Here is an 18,436-nt window from a genome sequence, read left to right as displayed (position 1 = left end):
TCTACCCACCAGTGGCGCGCACGTCAGCCGAATAAAACCGGCCTAAAACCGGCCCTGATCCGGTCCTACGGATCCAGGTCCGCGCCGGACCGCTCGTCGAAGATCCGCATCGCCTTCGCGGTCACCGGTCCCGGGGCGCCGGGGAGTTCGCGTGCGTCGACCCGGTGCACGGCCTGGACGTCACGCAGCGTGGAGGTGAGGAAGATCTCGTCGGCCCGCGCCAGGACGTCCATGGGCAGGTCGGTCTCCTTGGCGCCGGTCCACTCGACGGCCAGGGCCCTGGTGATGCCGGCCAGGCAGCCGGAGGCGACCGGCGGGGTGTGCAGCTCGCCGTCGAGGACGACGAACACGTTGGAGCCGGTGCCCTCGCAGAGCTGTCCGACGGTGTTGGCGAACAGGGCCTCGCTGGCGCCGTGTTCGTGGGCGCGGGCCAGGGCGACGACGTTCTCGGCGTACGAGGTGGTCTTCAGGCCGGTGAGCGCGCCGCGCTCGTTGCGGGTCCAGGGGACCGTGACGACCGCGGTGGCGTCGGGACGGCGGGTGGTCTCACCGAGGGCGACGATCAGGGTGGGACCGTGGGCGCCCCGGTCGGAGCCGAGGGGACCGTGGCCGCCGGTGTAGGTGATGCGCAGCCGGCCCAGCGGCATCGGGTTGGCCTCCAGGACCGCGGCACAGGCCCGGCGCACCTCGTCGTGGTCGGGGTCGGGCAGGCCCAGGCCCCGGGCCGAGCGGGTCAGCCGGTCGAGGTGCCGGGTGAGCGCGAAGGGCTTGCCGTCGGTGGCCTTGACCGTCTCGAAGATGCCGTCGCCCACGGTGAGCCCGTGGTCGAAGACGGAAACACGCGCGGTGTCCACGTCCTGCAGTCGGCCGTCCAGCCAGATCCTCACCCGAGGCCTCCTTCGTTCATGTCGTACGTGCCCGACGCTATCGCGAGCAGCCGGGATGCCTTCAGCTCGGTCTCCCGCCACTCGCCCTCGGGGTCGGAACCCCAGGTGATCCCGGCTCCGGTGCCGAACCGCAGCACACCTTCGGCGCGGTCGATCCAGAAGGTACGGATCCCCACGGCCAGCTCGCCGACACCGCGGTCCGCGTCCACCCAGCCGATGCCTCCGCAGTACGGACCGCGCGGCGCGGTCTCCAGTTCCGCGATGATCCGCAGCGCGCTCGACTTCGGCGCTCCGGTGACCGAGCCGGGCGGGAAGGCCGCGGCGAGCAGTTCGGGCCAGCCGGCGTCCGGGCGCAGCTCACCGCGGACCGTGGAGACCAGATGGACCAGACCCGGGTGCTTCTCCACGGCGCACAGATCGGGAACGGTCACGCTGCCGGTGGCGCAGACACGCCCGACGTCGTTGCGGACCAGGTCCACGATCATCACGTTCTCCGCGTAGTCCTTCTCCAGGAGGTCCGCCTCGGTACGGCCGGTGCCCTTGATGGGCCCGCTCTCCACGGTCCGCCCCGTCCGGCGCAGGAACAGCTCGGGTGAGGCGGTGGCGGTCTCGACGCCGTGCTCCGGCAGCCGAATCGTTCCGGCATACGGTGCCGGGTTGCCGCGGGCCAGCAGCGCGGTCAGCGCGTCCACGTCGGCACCGGGAGTGACCGGCGCGGACAGCACCCGGCACAGGTTGGCCTGGTAGACCTCGCCGGCCGCGATGCGGGTACGGATCCGCTCCACCGCCGCCGTGTACGCGGTGCGGTCGAGGGAGGACGTCCAGTCACCGGCGGCCGGTCCCCGCCACGCCCCCGGGACCGGCGCGGGCACCGGCTCCTCGCGTACGTCACGGAAGCGGGCGCAGGTCAGCCCGCCTTCGAAGGTCGCGCACACGGCCCAGAAGCCGGTCGATTCCAGGGCCGCGGGATCGCTGGTGACGTCGACGAGACCGGTGGCGACACGGCCGCCGAACCGGGCGAGAGGAGGGTGATGGAGCACGTCGTCGAGTCTATGGCGGGTGTCCCCGGGGTGACCCGGGCATGTCGTCGAGGCGCCCCTGACCACGTCGTCCGTCGGGTGCAGCGCAGCACGCTGCGCAAACGCGTTTTTGTGCTGGCCCGGGAATCCGCTAGAGTTCAACACGTCGCCGGGACGCGAGAGCGGACCGAAACGACAGGCGGACGTAGCTCAGTTGGTAGAGCGCAACCTTGCCAAGGTTGAGGTCGCGAGTTCGAGCCTCGTCGTCCGCTCGCAGGAACAGGGGTCTTCCCGGTCCCCTACACTCCTGGTGGAGTGGCCGAGAGGCGAGGCAACGGCCTGCAAAGCCGTCTACACGGGTTCAAATCCCGTCTCCACCTCCAAGGACGATTAGCTCAGCGGGAGAGCGCTTCCCTGACACGGAAGAGGTCACTGGTTCAATCCCAGTATCGTCCACTGATCCGTGAGGATCCCCGCGCGATTAGCTCAGCGGGAGAGCGCTTCCCTGACACGGAAGAGGTCACTGGTTCAATCCCAGTATCGCGCACGCACCGCCCATGGTCTCCGGATCATGGTCCCGAGGACGATTAGCTCAGCGGGAGAGCGCTTCCCTGACACGGAAGAGGTCACTGGTTCAATCCCAGTATCGTCCACACCGCACGAAGCCCCCGGCCGTCTCGCACGGCCGGGGGCTTCTTCGTGGGCTCAGCTGGAGAAGAGCATGTGGGCCCAGCTCTTGTGGCCGTGGTGACCGTGGCCGCCGTAGTGCTGCCCGTGACCGCCGTGGTGACCGCCGCCGTGCGGGGCGCCCCAGGCCGGCGCCGGCGGGGCCGGCGGGTACGCCTGCGGGGCGGGCGGGACCGGCTTCGCCCACTGCGCCTCCAGTTGGGTCAGCGCCTCCAGCTCGCCGTAGTCGAGGAAGATGCCCCGGCAGCCGCTGCACTGCTCGATCTGGACGCCGTTGCGGTTGTAGGTGTGCATCGGCGCATGACACTTCGGACACTGCATGGTCGGCTCAACTCCTCGCCGGTCAAAACTGCTTCACGTTCTTCCAGGACAGACTCCGTCCGACCCTGGCCGGTTGCAGCCTACTTCGGGAAACCGCGCGTCAACCGGACGGGGACCGGGGTCGTTCCAGACCGGACAGCGGGTCATTCCGGTGCCATCCGGGCACATGCGTCGATCAGGGACTGCTCCACCTCGTCCAGGGGGCGGTCCGCGGCGAGCGCCTTCGTGAGGTAGCGCGCGGCGGTCTGGACGGTGAGCGCGCGGGCCGGGACGTCGAGGGCGGCCCAGGGGTCGCCGTCCGCCGGTACCGCGGGACCGCCGGCCGCGCGGTAGGCGGTGAGGAAGCGGGTCCACTCGTCCGGTGGGAGGAGGCCGCAGGCGTACCAGGAGGCGGGGCGGGCGAGGTCCCAGCTGGGCACACCGACGCCGAGGTCGTCGACGTCGATGAGCCGCCACGGGCCGTCCGGCGCCGGGTGCCGGACCAGCTGGCCGAGGTGCAGGTCGCCGTGGCAGAGGGTGCGGGTGCCGGGCATGGGCGCGTCGTCTCGGGCCCAGGCCGGCAGCGCGGACCAGGCTCGGAGGACGGGCGGGGCGGCGGGGTGCGGGGGCGAGGTCGCCAGCGTGGCCTGGAGGCGGGCCATCGCCAGGGCGGCCTTCGCGGGGCCGCGCATCGGCGGTGCGGCCGGGGTGGGCGTGCTGCGGTGGAGGCGGGCGAGCAGGACGGCGGCGGCCTCCCAGGGAGCGGCCGCCGGGGTGTCCGGGTCGACGGGGGCGCCGTACGGCCAGAGGGTGACGGGGCGGTCGTCGACGAAGGCGGCGGGGGCCGCGGTGAGGGGCGGGAGGAAGACCTCGGGGAGGCGGGCGGCCGTGGCCAGGCGGTGGGCGAGGGCGGCCCGGTCGGTGTCGGGGGCGTGCGCCTTGGCGACGGTCTCCGCGTGGCGGAGGACCGTGGTGTCGGGGCGGTGGGCGAGGGTGGTGGTGGCCGTGCCGCAGCGGCAGGGGGCCGCGTCCGGGTGGGCGGCGGCGGTGACCTCGGCGGTCAGCTGGGGCAGTACGTCTGCGGTCATGGGGTCCCCCGGGAGGTGCGGCTGCGCTGCGGTGAGGGTACGTGGGTGCGGTGGGCCGCGGGTCGCGGTCGGCCGGGGGTGGGGCTGGGGTGCCGGGGTTTCGCTCGCCCGCGCTTGCGGGGTGCCGCCGCGCCCACCCGTGCCGCCCTGCGGCACGCCTGCCCGCGGTCTCGAGAGGGGCTGCCGGCTGCCGGCTGCCGGACTCCCCGGCGAGTGCCCGCGGTCGGAACGGGGGCTGCCGGACTCCACCACGACTGCCCGCGGTCTCGAAAGGGAGCTGCCGGCGGCCCGACTCCCCCGCGAGTGCCCGCGGCCACGGAACGGGGCTGCCTGCCGGACTCCACCACGACTGCCCGCGGTCGCGGAACAGGGGCTGCCGGACTCTCCCGCGAGTGCCCGCAGCCGCGGAATGGGGCTGCCTGCCGGCTGCCGGACTCCACCACGACTGCCGGACTCCACCACGACTGCCCGCGGTCTCGCAAGGGGGCTGCCGGACTCCCCGGCGAGTGCCCGCCATTACACGTGGTGCTGCCGGGCTTCGTCGGGAAAAGCAATGCCGGCGCAGCTCCCCAGCTGCGCCGGCATTTTTTGCCGTCCGCCGCACCCCCGTCCCCACGGGGTTTCATGGGTGGATGTCCCCGCCCGGACCGCTCTTCCGGGCCTGGGGTCGCCGCTCAGCGCCCCAGCATCACTCCCACGGACGACGCCTGTGTGGCCACTGTCTCCCAGCCGTCGAAGACCAGGAGGAGCAGGGCCGCCAGGGGAAGGGCCATCAGCGTCGCCACCAGGGGGTGGCGGCGGCCCTGTCGGCGGGGGCGGGTGGTGTGTGTCCGCTGTGCCGTAAGGGCCATGGTCCCTCTCCTGACCGTGCTCGGTTGTGGTTGGCAGCGGCGGGTGTCTGACCTCGGGGGACGAGTGCTGCACCCGCCGCTTGACCTCAAATCTAGGCGCGCGGCCCCCGGCGGTCGTCATGCCCTCGTACCGAATCGCGGGCCTCCGAGAGGATGAGCCGTGACCTGCGGACTACTCCCCTGGGTGGAGACGGAGGCCTACCTCTCGTCCTGGGGCTCGGGGTCTTCCCGGAGGGGGTGCCCGGTCCTTCCCGGTTTCTCCGAGCTGTCCTCGCGCGGCACCGGCTGCTCGACGAACGAGGGCCAGGACCCCCATCGCGTGACTTCGCTCACTTCGACCACCCCCCGTCGTACCGCCGTCTCCACCCGGCCGCCCGCTCTGCTCGCCACCACCTCGTACGTGCGGGTCGTGTCGCCGGCGTCCACCACTGTCTCCACGCGGTCACCCTTCACAGCATCAATCCCCCTTTTTGTGAAGGCTTGTTGGAGCAGGCGGGTGCTCAAAGGCGCCGATTACGGCGCCTTCCTGACCACTACTCAAGTCTCGCACCCGACACTGACAATCGATCGGGGCGAGAGGGCGCGGCCTCTGCGCACGGGCGGCCCGGTAAACGTAAGCTGTGCCACGTCAGACGGACCGGGCAGCGGGGATGAACATGGCGATGATGCGCCTGAGGCGCGAGGACCCGCGCGTCGTCGGCTCGTTCAGGCTTCACAGAAGGCTCGGCGCCGGCGGGATGGGCGTGGTCTACCTCGGCTCCGACAAGAAGGGGCAGCGGGTCGCGCTGAAGGTGATCCGGCCGGATCTGGCGGAGGACCAGGAGTTCCGTTCGCGGTTCGCGCGTGAGGTCTCGGCGGCCCGACGGATCAGGGGCGGTTGCACGGCACGGCTCGTCGCGGCGGACCTGGAGGCCGAGCGGCCGTGGTTCGCCACCCAGTACGTACCCGGGCCCTCGCTGCACGACAAGGTCGCCGACGAGGGCCCGCTGCATGCCGCGGAGGCGGCCTCGGTCGGGGCGGCCCTGTCCGAGGGCCTGGTCGCCGTGCACGAGGCCGGGGTCGTCCACCGGGACCTGAAGCCGTCCAACATCCTGCTGTCCCCGAAGGGGCCGCGGATCATCGACTTCGGCATCGCCTGGGCCACCGGGGCGTCCACGCTCACCCACGTCGGTACCGCGGTCGGCTCCCCCGGGTTCCTCGCGCCCGAGCAGGTCCGGGGCGCCGCCGTCACCCCGGCCACCGACGTGTTCTCGCTCGGCGCGACCCTGGCGTACGCCTCGACCGGTGACTCGCCGTTCGGCCACGGCAGTTCCGAGGTGATGCTGTACCGGGTCGTCCACGAGGAGCCGGCGCTGCACGGGGTGCCGGACGCGCTGGCACCCCTGGTGCGGGCCTGTCTGGCGAAGGACCCGGAGGAACGGCCGAGCACGCTCCAGCTGTCGCTGCGGCTGAAGGAGATCGCCGCGCGGGAGGCGCACGGGCTGGGCGACGTACGCCCGCCGGCGCCACGGGCCGCGGAGGCCGACCGGCCCACCGGGCGGCTCGCCGAGACCTACCCGGAGCCGCAGCGCACCCAGCGCCGGACGCAGTCCGCACCGGGCGCACCGGTCCGGGGCAACGCACCCTCACGCGGCGGCAGCACCCCCTCGCGCGACGGCAGCACCCCCTCACGCGGCGGCAACGCTCCCTCGCGCGGCGGCAGCGGCAGTCGGCCGGGCGGCGGGGTGCCGTCGCGGCCGAACGGCGCCCGCCCCACCCCCGCGCCGCGCGGCAGCGGCGGCCGGCCCGGCAGTGGTGGCCGGCCCGCGCCGCGCAGCGGTACCGGACGTCCGGCGCCGCGCCCGACGGGTACCGGCCTGCGGCCGGCCAATCCGCGGCTGCTGCGCCAGCGGCTGTTCGTGTTCGTCGTCGTGACACTGCTGGTGGCGCTGGGGATCGCGCTGGCCCAGGGCTGTTCCGGCCCGGCACACGGGATGGGCGTGCCCGGCGGTGCCGTACCCGCGAAGGCCGTGGCCCTCAGGGAGTAGCGGGGACCGGGGTGCTAGACCTCGGGGCGGCCGGCGGTCACCGCGTAGAAGGCGACCGCGGCCGCCGCGCCGACGTTGAGGGAGTCGACGCCGTGGGACATCGGGATGCGCACCCATTCGTCGGCGGCGACCAGCGCCTGGGTGGAGAGGCCGTCGCCCTCCGCGCCGAGCATCAGGGCCACCCGGTCCATCCGGTGCGGGGCGGCCTCGTCGAGGCTCCGCGCCTTCTCGTCCGGGGTCAGGGCGAGCAGGGTGAACCCGGCCTCGCGGACCGAGTCCAGCCCCTTGGGCCAGGTGTCGAGACGGGCGTACGGAACGGAGAAGACCGCGCCCATCGAGACCTTGACGCTGCGCCGGTAGAGGGGATCGGCGCAGTCCGGGGACAGCAGGACCGCGTCCATGCCGAGGGCCGCCGCCGAGCGGAAGATCGCACCGATGTTGGTGTGGTCGTTCACGGATTCCATGACGACCACCCGACGCGTGGTGCGCAGCAGTTCGGTCGCCGTCGGCAGCGGCTTGCGCTGCATGGAGGCGAGCGCGCCACGGTGCACGTGGTAGCCGGTGACCTTCTCGGCGAGCTCCGGGCTGACCGCGTACACGGGGGCCGGGAGCTCGTCGATGACGTCACGCATGACGTCGACCCACTTGGCGGACAGCAGCATCGAACGCATCTCGTAGCCCGCGTCCTTCGCCCTTCGGATGACCTTCTCGCCCTCGGCGATGAACAGGCCCTCGGCCGGTTCGCGCTTGCGGCGCAACTCGACGTCGGTCAGGCCTGTGTAGTCGCGGAGGCGCGGGTCGTCGGGATCCTCGACGGTGATGAGATCGGCCACAGGGTGATACTGCCTTGTCCTGGGTGGGGTGCCAATGGTCTGGAACGGGTTGTGTTACCCGGGGTTACGCGGGCGCCTCTCCGGGTGCCGTCCGGGGGCCCACGTTGACGACCTCGCCGATCACGATGACCGCCGGGGGCTTCACCTGCTCCGTGCGGACGACGTCCGCGACGGTGGCGAGGGTCGCGTCGACCCGGCGCTGCGCGGCCGTCGTGCCCTCCTGGACCAGGGCGACGGGGGTCCCCGGCGGCCTGCCGTGGGCGACCAGCGTCTCGGCGATCTTCCCGATCTTGTCGACGCCCATCAGGACCACGAGGGTTCCGGTGAGCTTCGCCAGCGACGGCCAGTCGGCCAGCGAACGCTCGTCGTCGGGTGCGACATGGCCGCTGACCACCGTGAACTCGTGGGCCACGCCCCGGTGCGTGACCGGGATGCCGGCGGCGGACGGTACCGAGATCGAGCTGGAGATGCCGGGGACGACCGTGCACGGGATCCCGGCCTCGGCGAGCGCCTGGACCTCCTCCATGCCCCGGCCGAAGACGTAGGGGTCGCCGCCCTTCAGCCGTACGACCGACTTGCCCTGCTTGGCATGTTCGATCAGGGCGTTGTTGATGGCCTCCTGCGCCATGTACCTGCCGTACGGGATCTTCGCCGCGTCGATCACCTCGACGTGCGGCGGGAGTTCGGCGAGCAGATCTCGGGGGCCGAGACGGTCGGCTATCACCACGTCGGCCTCGGCGAGCAGGCGGCGGCCGCGCACCGTGATCAGGTCGGGGTCGCCGGGGCCGCCGCCGACCAGGGCGACGCCGGGGGTGCGGGTGCGGTGGTGCGGGGCGACGAGGGTGCCGTCGCGCAGGCCCTCGACGACCGCGTCCCGGATGGCGGCGGTGTGCCGGGGGTCGCGGCCGCGCGCGTCGGTGGTGAGGACGGCGACCGTGACACCCTCGCTGTGGCCGGTGGCCGGGGTCCAGGCGGTGGCCTGGTCGGCGTCGTCGGAACGGACGCACCAGACGCGGTGGCGCTCCGCCTCGGCGGAGGCGGCCGTGTTGGCGGCGGGGTCGCTGGTGGCGATCAGGGCGTACCAGGCGTCCGCGAGGTCGCCGTCCTGGTAGGGGCGCCTCGCCCAGGTGAGCTCGCCGGTGTCCGCCATCGCCTCGACCGAGGGGGTCGCCTCCGGGGACACGAGGGTGATGTCGGCGCCCGCCGCGATGAGAGCCGGGAGGCGGCGTTGGGCCACCTGGCCGCCGCCGAGGACGACCACCTTGCGGCCGGTGAGGCGGAGGCCTACGGGGTAGGCGGGGTGTTCGGCCATGAGGTGCGGCTCCTCCTGAGGCTGCGGTGCGATAGCCCTGACGTGGGCATTTTAAGCGGGGCGGGGTTTCGGCGGGTCAGGTGTCCGGTGGCTGGGCGTCGCATGCCGAGTGCGGCGCCGTGGGTGGTTGTGCCCACCCGTGCCGCCCTGCGGCACGCCCGCCCACAACCACCGGTCGGCCGGCAGGGAACCCGGCACCGCCGCCCCGCGGCACACCACCACAGGCCCGCCGCGCCCGTGCACCCGGAACCGGTCGTCCCAGGGCCCCGCGTCTCGGCGGCTCCCGCTACTTCTCCGTCACGCCCGCCGAGTCGAACGTGGCCACCTCGTGCATCGCCCTGGCCGTGCTCTGGACCAGCGGCAGGGCGAGCAGCGCGCCCGTGCCCTCGCCCAGACGCAGGTCCAGGTCGACCAGGGGGCGCAGGCCCAGCTTGTTCAGGGCCGCCACGTGGCCCGGTTCCGCGCTGCGGTGCCCCGCGATGCACGCGGCCAGGACCTCGGGGGCGATGGCGCGGGCCACCAGCGCGGCGGCGCCGGCGCTGACGCCGTCCAGGATGACCGGCGTGCGCAGGGACGCGCCGCCGAGCAACAGGCCGACCATCGCCGCGTGTTCGAAGCCGCCGACCGCCGCGAGGACGCCGATCGGGTCGGCCGGGTCCGGCTGGTGGAGCTCCAGGGCGCGGCGGACGACCTCGGTCTTGCGGGCGAGCGTCTCGTCGTTGATGCCGGTGCCCCGGCCGGTGACCTCTGCGGGGTCGGCGCCCGTGAAGACCGAGATCAGCGCGGCGGACGCGGTCGTGTTCGCGATGCCCATCTCACCGGTGAGGAGCGCCTTGTTGCCGGCCGCGACCAGGTCGCGGGCGGTCTCGATGCCGACCTCGATGGCCTGCTTGGCCTCCTCGCGGGTCATCGCGGGACCGGTCGTCATGTCGGACGTGCCCGCCCGGACCTTGCGGGGAAGCAGCCCCGGCGTGGCCGGCAGTTCGGAGGCGACACCGACGTCCACCACGCACACCTCGGCGCCCACCTGGCCGGCGAACGCGTTGCAGACCGCTCCCCCGCCGAGGAAGTTCGCCACCATCTGTGCGGTGACCTCCTGCGGCCACGGCGTGACGCCCTGGGCGTGCACCCCGTGGTCACCGGCGAAGATCGCGACGGCCGCGGGCTCCGGGATCGGCGGCGGGCACTGCCGGGACAGGCCGGACAGCTGGGCGGAGATGATCTCCAGCATGCCGAGCGCACCGGCCGGCTTGGTCATCCGCTTCTGCCGCTCCCAGGCCTCGCCGAGCGCCTTGGCGTCCAGCGGGCGGACGCTGGCGACGGTCTCGGCGAGCAGGTCGTGCGGGTCCTCGCCGGGCAGCGCGCGGCGGCCGTACGTCTCCTCGTGGACGACCCAGGACAGCGGGCGCCGCTTGGACCAGCCGGCCTGCATCAGCTCCGGCTCGTCCGGGAACTCGTCGACGTACCCGACGCACAGGTAGGCGATGACCTCGAGGTGCTCGGGCAGGCCCAGCGCGCGGACCATCTCCCGCTCGTCGAAGAAGCTGACCCAGCCGACGCCGAGGCCCTCGGCGCGGGCGGCGAGCCAGAGGTTCTCGACGGCGAGCGCGGCGGAGTACGGCGCCATCTGCGGCTGGGTGTGCCGGCCGAGGGTGTGGCGGCCGCCGCGGGTCGGGTCGGCGGTGACGACGATGTTCACCGGGGTGTCGAGGATGGCCTCGATCTTCAGTTCCTTGAACTGCTTCGCGCGGCCCTTGGGGAGGGACTTGGCGTAGGCGTCGCGCTGGCGCATGGCCAGTTCGTGCATCGAGCGGCGGGTGTCCGCCGAGCGGATGACCACGAAGTCCCAGGGCTGGGAGTGGCCGACGGAGGGCGCGGTGTGGGCCGCCTCCAGGACGCGCAGCAGCACCTCGTGCGGGATGGGGTCGCTGCGGAAGCCGTTGCGGATGTCACGGCGTTCGCGCATGACCTTGAGGACGGCCTCGCGCTCGGCGTCGTCGTAGGCGGGCGCGGCCGGACCGGTGGACTGTCGTGCTTCTGCCACGGGGGCCGTGCTCTCTTCCTGCTCGGCGACCCTGGTCTCCAGGTCCGCCGCCTGCTGTACGACATCGGGGTGGGCTTCCGCCACCGGGCCGGGCTCGGCCTCGCGGGGCGCCGGGACCGTCGCGGCCTGCCCCGTGACCGGCTCGCCCTGGTCCTGCGCGGGGAGGACGAGGGGGTGCGGCGGGGTCGGGGCGAGGTGCGGGGTGGTCGGCACCTGGCCGTCGACGGCGACGAACTCACCGAGGGCCGGCTGCTCCGGCTCCGCCGCCTCCGCCGTGCGGTCCGCGGCCGGGGGCTGCTGGGCCACCGCGGGTTCGGTGGGCGCGGTTCCCTGGATCTGGGGGCCCGCGAGGGGTACCTCGACAGGCGGCACGGGCCGCGTCGCGGGGGCGTCGGGGCCGGCGAGGGGTCGCGGGACGTCGACGCCCTCAGGGGTGACGGTCTCGGCCTGCGGCACGGCGGCCGGCGCGGCAGCGTCCTCGGCCGGCACGGCGTCGGGCGCGGGCTGTCCGGCCTCGGGGGCGACGGCGGCGAGAGCCTGCGGGGGCTCGGTGACGGCGGTGGGCTCCGCGACCGGGGCCGGTCCGGCCGGGTCGACGACCTGCGGCTGCCCGGGCTCGGCGGCCACGGCTTCCGGAACCGGCACGGATTCGGGCACGACGGCCTCCGACACGGGAACGGACTCCGGCACGACGGCTTCCACCGCGACGGCCGCGGGCACGAGGGCTTCGGGAACGACGGCTTCGGGGGCCACGGCCTCGGGGGCGACGGCCTCGGGGGCGACGGCCTCGGGGGTCACGGCCTCGGGGGTCACGGCCTCCGCGGCGGCCTCGGGTACGACGGCCTCCTCGGCGACGCCCGGCTCAGCGACGACCGGCTCTGCCACCGCCTGCTCTGCCACGGGCTGCTCGGGAACGACCGTCTCCGGGACGACCTGCCCGGCCGGGACCTGTTCAACGGCCTGCGGATCCGGCACGTTCGGCTCGGTGGCGACCGGCTCGGCGACGACCGGCACCGGCTGCTGCCCGGGCGGCGCCACCTCGGGCCCCACGGCCTCGGCCACCGCCTGCGGAGCCACGCCCTCCGGGGCAACGACCGCAGGAGCCACGGCCGCAGGAGCCACGGCGTCCGCGTCCGCGGCCACGACCGCCTGAACCACCACTTCCGGACCTGCCGCTTCCGAACCCGGCGCTTCCGGACCCACCGCTTCCGGAGCCGCTGCTTCCGGAGCCGCCGGCTGAGGAGCCGCACCCTCCACGGCCGCGGTCTCGGGAGCCCCTCCCTCCGTCGCAGGCGCCGGGACCACGACCGTCTCGGCCGGAGCACCCCCGGCGCCCTGGACGTCCACCGGTCCCGCGCCCGTCGGTGCGGCGGCCTGCATCGGCACCGCGCCCTGTCCTGGCAGTACGTGCGGCGGCTGCGGCGCCTCCGCGACCGGCACGGGCTGCGGCTGGCCTCCCGTCACCGGCCCCTGGGCACCCTCCGAAGCCTGCGCCACCGGCTGGGCCACGCCCTGCGGCCCGTACCCGTCCACGCCCGCCATGGCGAGCGGGGCGGCGCCGGACACGTCAGGGGTCTGCGCCACGGCCTGCGCCGCCACGGGCTCCGGGACCGGCACAACCGTTTCGGCGGCCGCCACCTGTGCGGCCACCTGTGCCACGGGAACCGCCTGCGGCACGGCCGGCGAGACGGTCCCCGGCGCACCCCAGGGCGCGGCGGACTGCGGCGCGGCCTCCCGCAGCGGCTGGGCGTCCAGGTACTCCGGGCCGGCCGACGGCACGCCCGGCTGCCTGACCGGCGCACCGGCGGGGCCGCGGTCGGCGAGGGAGCGGACCGGGCTGGCGGAGGCGTCGGGGATCGGCGGGCCGAGGTGCAGCGGGCGGCGCGGGGCCGGAGCCGTCGCGGGGTCGTGCGGCACCGAGAGGATCGGGGACGCCGGGACCGAGTTGGGGAGCCGGACGGCGGTGAGGTCGACCTGTCCGCTGTCCCGGCCGCCCGTCTCGTGCGGGCCGGGCTCGTGGACGGCCTCGACGACCGGCTCGGGGGCCGGCGGCGGCACCTCGTTGCCCCAGGCTCCCTGGGCGCCGGGGAGCAGCAAATCTTCGTCCTCGGCGGGCGACTCGGAGAGGTAGGTGTACGCGCCGTGCGCGGGAACGCCCGGCTGTTCCACCATGCCTGCGCTCTCCGGCAGTCCCTCGCCCGGGACCTGGCCGGTGTCCGTCATGCGTACCCCTCGCCCATCGGTTAGTGCCTTCTACGACCAGCTCACCCGGGGCGGCGCACCGACCGCCCCACTGTGAAGAACGAGCGTGCGTGCCCAGCGGCACGAACGACCCGCCGGAAAAGGCGACAAAGCCATTCAGTGGCATTGTCCCGGCCGTTCGGCCGTCGCGACAGCGTGATCCGCGACAGTCCGCTGTGGACTGCGCCACGTTGCGCGTCCCCGGTTCTGCCGTACCACACCCGCCCCAAAAGAAGCGCGTTTTCCGGATATTGGCGAACGAATTTCCGGGTCACCGGTGCAGTGCAGCGATCGGCCAGCCTACCGCGCGCAGTATGACAACAGGATCACGGGGCGCGCTCGGGGAGAACACCGCTGAGCAGGAACGCGACGTTCCGCTCGGTCTCCGTCCAGGCCCTGGTGTCGAGTTCGACGGACTGCAGAAGGGCGCACTCGACCTGGTATCCGTGCTCGGTCAGGTCGCGGCCGACGAGTTCGGCCGCGTCGCGGGTGGCGGCATGGGTGACGATGCGCTGGGGACGGCGGTCGGCGACCGCGGTGACCACGGCGGCTCCCCCGCCGCCGACCCGGACGACGTCGGGTTCGGGCAGGTTCTCCAGTACGTGGGGCGCGGCGCCGTGGACGAGCTGGAGCTGGACGCCGAACTTCCGGGCGGCCGTCTCACTGCGCACGCACGCCGCGAGGTCCCGGTCGACGGCGATGACGGCGGCTCCGGCGCGGGCGGCCTCGGTGGCGAACGCGCCGCTGCCGCAGCCGATGTCCCAGACCAGGTCGCCGATCCGGGGCCCGAGGCGCGCGAGTTGGGCGGCCCTGAGCAGATCCGTCTCCCCTTCGCCGAGCGGGGCGCCGTCGCCGTACTCCGCGTCGGGCTGCACCCAGCCGCGCGGGCCGGTCGCCGGATCGCGGCCGGCGATCCAGCCGCCGCCCTCGGGTGCCGTCACCGGTCCGCCGGTGCCGCCGATGACGATGACGACGTTGGGGTCGCGCCAGGCGTGGTCGGCGGCCTTGTCGGAGGTGACGACGTGGACCTGCTCGCGTGCGGTGCCGAGTTCCTCGCAGATGACGAAGGTGCGGTGGACGCCTTCCAGGAGCAGTCCGAGTTCGGCGGGGCCGGCACCGGGCGAGGTGAGGACGGCCACCTTGGTGTGGGCCCGGCACACGTTCACCGCGCGTCGCAGGGTGCGCCGGTGGGCGACGACCACCTGTGCGTCGTCCCAGGGCATGCCGGCGCGGGCGAAGGCCGCGGCCACCGAGGAGACGGCGGGGACGACCTCGACCTCCAGGCCGAACTCGGGGGCGCGCAGGGTCCGTACGACGCCGAAGAAGCCGGGGTCGCCGTCGGCGAGCACCACGGCGGTGCCGCGGTGGCCGGCGATCCGGCGGGCGGCGAGGGCGACGCTGCCGAGGCGGATGCGTTCGGCGCGCGGCGGGATTTCGGGCAGGGCGAGATGGTGGGCCGCGCCCGCGACGAGGGTGGCGGCGCCCAGCGCGCCGCGTGCCGCCGCGGTCAGGGGCGAGCCGTCCCAGCCGATCACCGTGACCCGGTCGGCCATCGTCGTCAGTCTCCAGAGGTTCTTGCAGGTCGTCAGGGTCCGGTGCCCGTGCGCGGGCTCCGTGAGAGTACCTGGTGGAGGTGTCCGGCGCGCGACGGGGCGGGTGCCGTCGGCGTCAGTTCCAGGAGGTGAAGCCGTCGCTTCCGGCCAGTTCCTCGCCGGCGCCCTCCAGGTCCTCCGGGAGGAGGCTCCACACGATGAAGTCGGTGCGCAGGTCCGCCCAGGTGCCGTCCTCGGTGCGGACGTGGGCTATGCAGGCGTTGCGCAGGACGCCCTCGCTGATACAGCCGATCTTCTGCGCCACCTGCTGGGAGGCGGTGTTGTCGGCGGCCGTGCGCAGCTCGATGCGTTCGAACTTCTGGTCGCCGAAGAGCCACTGGGCGGTGGCGAGCGCGGCCTCGGAGGCGTAGCCCTCGCCGCGTGCCCAGGGGGCGACGATGTACGACAACTCGGTGGCGCGGATGTGCCAGTTGGTCTTGGTCAGCTGGATGACGCCGACCAGGCGCTGGGTGAGGAACTCGGTGACGGCGAGGTCCAGGCCCCGGCCGGAGGTGCGCTCGGCGGGGGCGTAGGCGGTGATCCAGTGCCGGGCGCCGGCCTCGGTGAACGGCTGGGGGACGTCGGTCCAGGCGGCCACCTGTTCGTCGTTCATCATCTCCGCCAGGGCGGGCACATCGTCCTCGTCGAGGGGACGCAGCACCAACCGCTCCGTGCTGATGGAGATGTTGGGGAAGGTGCTAGTCATGCGCCGCTCCGTAACCTTCGGAAATACTTCTGGGCCCAGACCATGAGAGCCCGCGAACTGCCCAGCATGCAGCATGAAACCACTGAACCGCACGACGGGGCCCACCCGCGGTGAGCGAGTGGACCCCGTGCGTGGCGATACGCCGTATACGTGCCGTCAGAAGGACGGGATGACCGAACCCTGGTACTTGTCCTCGATGAACTTCTTGACCTCGGGCGAGGTGAGGAGCTTCGCGAGCTTCTTCACGCGCGGGTCCTTCTCGTTGCCCTTCTTCACCGCGAGGAAGTTGCCGTAGGGGCTGTTCTTCGCGGACTCCAGGACGAGGGCGTCCTTGGCGGGCTTGATGCCGGCCGAGATGGCGTAGTTGCCGTTGATCACCGCGGCGTCCACGTCGTCCAGGGAGCGCGCGGTCTGGGCCGCCTCGACCTCCTTGAACTTGAGGTTCTTCGGGTTCTTGGCGATGTCCTGCGGGGTCGCCTCGCTGCCGGCGCCGTCCTTGAGGGTGATGAGTCCGTTGGCGGCGAGCAGCTTGAGGGCACGCGCCTCGTTCACGGCGTCGTTGGGGACGGCGATCGTCGCACCGCTCTTCAGCGCGTCGGCGCTCTTGACCTTGTGGGAGTAGAGGCCGAGCGGCTCCAGGTGCACCGTGACGACGGGCACGATGTGGGTGCCGCGCTTCTTGTTGAAGTCGTCCAGGTACGGCTGGTTCTGGAAGTAGTTGGCGTCCACCGAGCCGTCCTCGGTCGCCGTGTTCGGCGTGATGTAGTCGGTGAACTCCTTGACCTGCAGGTCGAGTCCGGCCTTCTTCGCCAGGTTGTCCTTGACGTAGTCCAGGATCTCGGCGTGCGGGGTCGGGCTCGCGGCGACGACCAGCGGTCCGCTGTAGTCGGAGGAGCCGGAGGCGGAGTCCTTGTCCGAGCCGCAGGCGGTGACCCCGAAGGTGAGGGCTCCGGCGGCGAGGACGGCGGTGGTGAGCTTGGCGGTGTTACGCACGAAAAGTGCCTTTCCTTAAGGGTGGAGCGACCCCGCGAAGGGTGGTGCGGGGAAATCGGGGAGGGTCAGACGGTCTTGCTCGTGGCTGTCGAGGCCTTCAGCAGACGCAGCTTCGGGGCGGGGCCCGAGCGGCCGCCGCGACGGTGCAGCGAGCGGGCCGCGTAGTCGCCGGCGAACTGGATCAGCGAGATGACGACGGCGAGGATCGCCACGGTGATCCACATCAGTTCGGTCTCGAACCGCTGGTAGCCGTAGCGGATGGCGATGTCGCCGAGACCGCCGGCGCCGACCGTGCCGGCCATGGCGGAGTAGCCGATGAGGGCGACGATCGTGGTCGTGGTGGAGGCGATGAGCGAGGGCAGCGACTCCGGTACGAGGACCTTGCGTACGACGGTCCAGGTGTTGCCGCCCATCGCCTGCACGGCCTCGACGAGTCCCCCGTCCACTTCGCGGACGGCCGTCTCGACCAGGCGCGCGAAGAACGGGATGGCGCCGATGGCGAGCGGCACGATGGCGGCCTCACGGCCGATGGTGGTGCCGGTGATCCAGCGGGTGAAGGTCATCAGCGCGACCATCAGGATGATGAACGGCATCGAGCGGGCGATGTTCACGATCTGCCCGATGACCTTGTTGGCCAGCACGTTCTGGAGCAGTCCGCCGCGGTCGGTGAGGACCAGGAGGATGCCGAGCGGGAGTCCGCCGACGACCGCGATCAGCGTGGACCAGCCGACCATGTAGAGGGTGTCCCAACACGCCTGGGACAGCAGCGGCTGCATCTCGGACCAGGTCACTGGGCACCGTCCTTCACCAGCAGGGCCTCCCGGCCCAGTACGTCGATCTGGAGACCCTGCTCGCGCAGGAAGCCGATGGGCACCACGTTGTCCTCGTAACGGCCGGGCAGTTCGATGCGCATCCGGCCGATCTGGAGGCCGCCGACGGTGTCGATGGCGGCGCCGAGGATCGATATGTCGATGTTGTAGGTGCGGGAGAGCTGGGAGATGACCGGCTGGGTGGCGGCCTCGCCGTGGAAGGTGACGTCGAGGACGGTGCGGTCGTCGCCGGAGGCCTCGCCGCCGACCGGGAAGAGCGCGGCGGCGAGTTCGGATCCGGGGGTGCCGAGCAGTTCGCTGACGGTCCCGGACTCGACGATCCGCCCCTTCTCCATGAGGGCGGCGGAGTCGCAGATCGTCTTCACGACGTCCATCTCGTGCGTGATGAGCAGGACGGTCAGGCCCAGCTGGCGGTTCAGGTCGCGCAGCAGCTGGAGGATGGAGCGGGTGGTCTCCGGGTCGAGGGCGCTGGTGGCCTCGTCGGAGAGCAGCACCTTGGGGTCGCCCGCCAGCGCGCGGGCGATGCCGACGCGCTGCTTCTGGCCGCCGGAGAGCTGGGCCGGGTAGGCCTTCGCCTTGTCGGCGAGCCCGACGAGGTCGAGCAGTTCGAGCGCCTTGCGGGAGCGTTCCTTCCCCGACTTTCCGAGGATCTCCAGGGGCAGCTCGACGTTGTCCTGGACGGTCCGGGAGGACAGCAGGTTGAAGTGCTGGAAGACCATGCCGATACGGCTGCGCGCCTGCCGCAGTTCCCGGCCGGCCCGGGGACCGCGCCCGGCGAGGGCGGTGAGGTCCTGACCGGCGACGGTGACCGTCCCGGCGGTGGGGCGCTCCAGCAGGTTGACGCAGCGGATCAGCGAGGACTTGCCGGCGCCGGACTGGCCGATGACGCCGTACACCTCGCCTTCGCGGACGTGCAGATCGACGCCGTCGAGGGCGGTCACCTCGCGGCCGCGGGTGCGATAGACCTTGGTCAGGCCCGTTGTGGTGATCACGTGGGTTTCCGTCACTGTCGAGTGCGCGGGCGTG

General features: G+C 73.0%; 15 protein-coding genes and 5 tRNA genes. 6 read left to right on the top strand and 14 right to left on the bottom strand.

From position 1 onward, the window contains the following. Positions 1 to 65 precede the first annotated feature (65 nt). Positions 66 to 887, bottom strand: a complete 822-nt coding sequence (locus tag MB828_RS29345; RefSeq protein WP_301650818.1) for an aminotransferase class IV — start codon at positions 885 to 887, stop codon at positions 66 to 68. After that, positions 884 to 1,927, bottom strand: a complete 1,044-nt coding sequence (locus MB828_RS29340; protein ID WP_301650817.1) for a chorismate-binding protein — start codon at positions 1,925 to 1,927, stop codon at positions 884 to 886. Before MB828_RS29340 ends, MB828_RS29345 begins: the two co-directional genes overlap by 4 nt. Positions 1,928 to 2,105: 178 nt before the next feature. Between MB828_RS29340 and MB828_RS29335 the strand changes: the two genes are divergently transcribed. The 5 genes from MB828_RS29335 (at position 2,106) to MB828_RS29315 (ending at position 2,559) form a co-directional block, all read left to right on the top strand. Then, positions 2,106 to 2,178, top strand: a tRNA-Gly gene (locus MB828_RS29335). Positions 2,179 to 2,215: 37 nt separating this feature from the next. After that, positions 2,216 to 2,289 (top strand) — tRNA-Cys (locus MB828_RS29330). A 1-nt stretch (position 2,290) separates the two neighbouring features. Further along, a tRNA-Val gene (locus tag MB828_RS29325) sits at positions 2,291 to 2,362 on the top strand. Positions 2,363 to 2,381: 19 nt separating this feature from the next. Next, positions 2,382 to 2,453: transfer RNA gene (locus MB828_RS29320), tRNA-Val, on the top strand. Between the two features lie 34 nt (positions 2,454 to 2,487). Then, positions 2,488 to 2,559 (top strand) — tRNA-Val (locus MB828_RS29315). Between the two features lie 52 nt (positions 2,560 to 2,611). On the opposite strand, the gene MB828_RS29310 is transcribed toward MB828_RS29315, so the two are convergent. From MB828_RS29310 to MB828_RS29295, 4 genes are all read right to left on the bottom strand, one after another. Then, a complete protein-coding gene (locus MB828_RS29310; RefSeq protein WP_071659444.1) occupies positions 2,612 to 2,914 on the bottom strand; it encodes a zf-TFIIB domain-containing protein in 303 nt (100 codons plus the stop codon). A gap of 143 nt (positions 2,915 to 3,057) precedes the next feature. Further along, the gene (locus MB828_RS29305) at positions 3,058 to 3,981 is read right to left on the bottom strand and encodes a phosphotransferase family protein (RefSeq protein ID WP_301650816.1); all 924 of its coding nucleotides are present in this window, start codon (positions 3,979 to 3,981) and stop codon (positions 3,058 to 3,060) included. 674 nt (positions 3,982 to 4,655) lie between these two features. After that, on the bottom strand, positions 4,656 to 4,832 hold the full coding sequence (locus MB828_RS29300) for a hypothetical protein (RefSeq protein WP_046726640.1): 177 nt from the start codon (positions 4,830 to 4,832) through the stop codon (positions 4,656 to 4,658). Positions 4,833 to 5,030: 198 nt separating this feature from the next. After that, on the bottom strand, positions 5,031 to 5,285 hold the full coding sequence (locus tag MB828_RS29295; RefSeq protein WP_301650815.1) for a hypothetical protein: 255 nt from the start codon (positions 5,283 to 5,285) through the stop codon (positions 5,031 to 5,033). 197 nt (positions 5,286 to 5,482) lie between these two features. On the opposite strand from MB828_RS29295, the gene MB828_RS29290 reads away from it, so the two are divergent. Beyond that, the gene (locus MB828_RS29290; protein ID WP_301650940.1) at positions 5,483 to 6,859 is read left to right on the top strand and encodes a serine/threonine-protein kinase; all 1,377 of its coding nucleotides are present in this window, start codon (positions 5,483 to 5,485) and stop codon (positions 6,857 to 6,859) included. A 14-nt stretch (positions 6,860 to 6,873) separates the two neighbouring features. On the opposite strand, the gene MB828_RS29285 is transcribed toward MB828_RS29290, so the two are convergent. The 8 genes from MB828_RS29285 to MB828_RS29250 all read right to left on the bottom strand — a co-directional run bounded on the left by MB828_RS29285 (position 6,874) and on the right by MB828_RS29250 (position 18,402). After that, positions 6,874 to 7,692 (bottom strand): TrmH family RNA methyltransferase, encoded by an 819-nt coding sequence (locus tag MB828_RS29285; RefSeq protein WP_046726642.1) that lies wholly within the window; start codon positions 7,690 to 7,692, stop codon positions 6,874 to 6,876. A 64-nt stretch (positions 7,693 to 7,756) separates the two neighbouring features. Then, entirely contained in the window at positions 7,757 to 9,004 is a 1,248-nt protein-coding gene (gene cobA / locus MB828_RS29280) for a uroporphyrinogen-III C-methyltransferase (RefSeq protein ID WP_301650814.1), read from the bottom strand. 286 nt (positions 9,005 to 9,290) lie between these two features. Continuing rightward, on the bottom strand, positions 9,291 to 13,271 hold the full coding sequence (gene cobT / locus MB828_RS29275) for a nicotinate-nucleotide--dimethylbenzimidazole phosphoribosyltransferase (RefSeq protein WP_301650813.1): 3,981 nt from the start codon (positions 13,269 to 13,271) through the stop codon (positions 9,291 to 9,293). Positions 13,272 to 13,615: 344 nt separating this feature from the next. Next, positions 13,616 to 14,842 (bottom strand): precorrin-6y C5,15-methyltransferase (decarboxylating) subunit CbiE, encoded by a 1,227-nt coding sequence (cbiE, locus tag MB828_RS29270; RefSeq protein ID WP_301650812.1) that lies wholly within the window; start codon positions 14,840 to 14,842, stop codon positions 13,616 to 13,618. 115 nt (positions 14,843 to 14,957) lie between these two features. After that, positions 14,958 to 15,587, bottom strand: coding sequence for a GNAT family N-acetyltransferase (locus MB828_RS29265; RefSeq protein ID WP_133025958.1), 630 nt, complete (start codon positions 15,585 to 15,587; stop codon positions 14,958 to 14,960). A gap of 156 nt (positions 15,588 to 15,743) precedes the next feature. After that, positions 15,744 to 16,580, bottom strand: a complete 837-nt coding sequence (locus tag MB828_RS29260; protein ID WP_301650811.1) for a MetQ/NlpA family ABC transporter substrate-binding protein — start codon at positions 16,578 to 16,580, stop codon at positions 15,744 to 15,746. A gap of 65 nt (positions 16,581 to 16,645) precedes the next feature. Continuing rightward, positions 16,646 to 17,371 (bottom strand): methionine ABC transporter permease, encoded by a 726-nt coding sequence (locus tag MB828_RS29255; RefSeq protein ID WP_133025956.1) that lies wholly within the window; start codon positions 17,369 to 17,371, stop codon positions 16,646 to 16,648. After that, positions 17,368 to 18,402 (bottom strand): methionine ABC transporter ATP-binding protein, encoded by a 1,035-nt coding sequence (locus tag MB828_RS29250; protein ID WP_301650810.1) that lies wholly within the window; start codon positions 18,400 to 18,402, stop codon positions 17,368 to 17,370. The genes MB828_RS29255 and MB828_RS29250 overlap by 4 nt, the downstream gene beginning before the upstream one ends. Positions 18,403 to 18,436: the final 34 nt, after the last annotated feature.

Origin of the sequence: Streptomyces arenae (genome assembly GCF_022343545.1) — a bacterium.
GTDB lineage: Bacteria > Actinomycetota > Actinomycetes > Streptomycetales > Streptomycetaceae > Streptomyces > Streptomyces humi.
This window is presented reverse-complemented; position numbering and strand designations above follow the sequence as displayed.

What these genes read in the sequence shown, in the direction of transcription:
- MB828_RS29310 (WP_071659444.1), bottom strand. Translation starts at nt 2,914, where the DNA reads ATGCAGTGTCCGAAGTGTCATGCGCCGATGCACACCTACAACCGCAAC.
- MB828_RS29305 (WP_301650816.1), bottom strand. Translation starts at nt 3,981, where the DNA reads ATGACCGCAGACGTACTGCCCCAGCTGACCGCCGAGGTCACCGCCGCC.
- MB828_RS29300 (WP_046726640.1), bottom strand. Translation starts at nt 4,832, where the DNA reads ATGGCCCTTACGGCACAGCGGACACACACCACCCGCCCCCGCCGACAG.
- MB828_RS29290 (WP_301650940.1), top strand. Translation starts at nt 5,483, where the DNA reads ATGAACATGGCGATGATGCGCCTGAGGCGCGAGGACCCGCGCGTCGTC.
- cobA (WP_301650814.1), bottom strand. Translation starts at nt 9,004, where the DNA reads ATGGCCGAACACCCCGCCTACCCCGTAGGCCTCCGCCTCACCGGCCGC.
- cobT (WP_301650813.1), bottom strand. Translation starts at nt 13,271, where the DNA reads ATGACGGACACCGGCCAGGTCCCGGGCGAGGGACTGCCGGAGAGCGCA.
- cbiE (WP_301650812.1), bottom strand. Translation starts at nt 14,842, where the DNA reads ATGGCCGACCGGGTCACGGTGATCGGCTGGGACGGCTCGCCCCTGACC.
- MB828_RS29265 (WP_133025958.1), bottom strand. Translation starts at nt 15,587, where the DNA reads ATGACTAGCACCTTCCCCAACATCTCCATCAGCACGGAGCGGTTGGTG.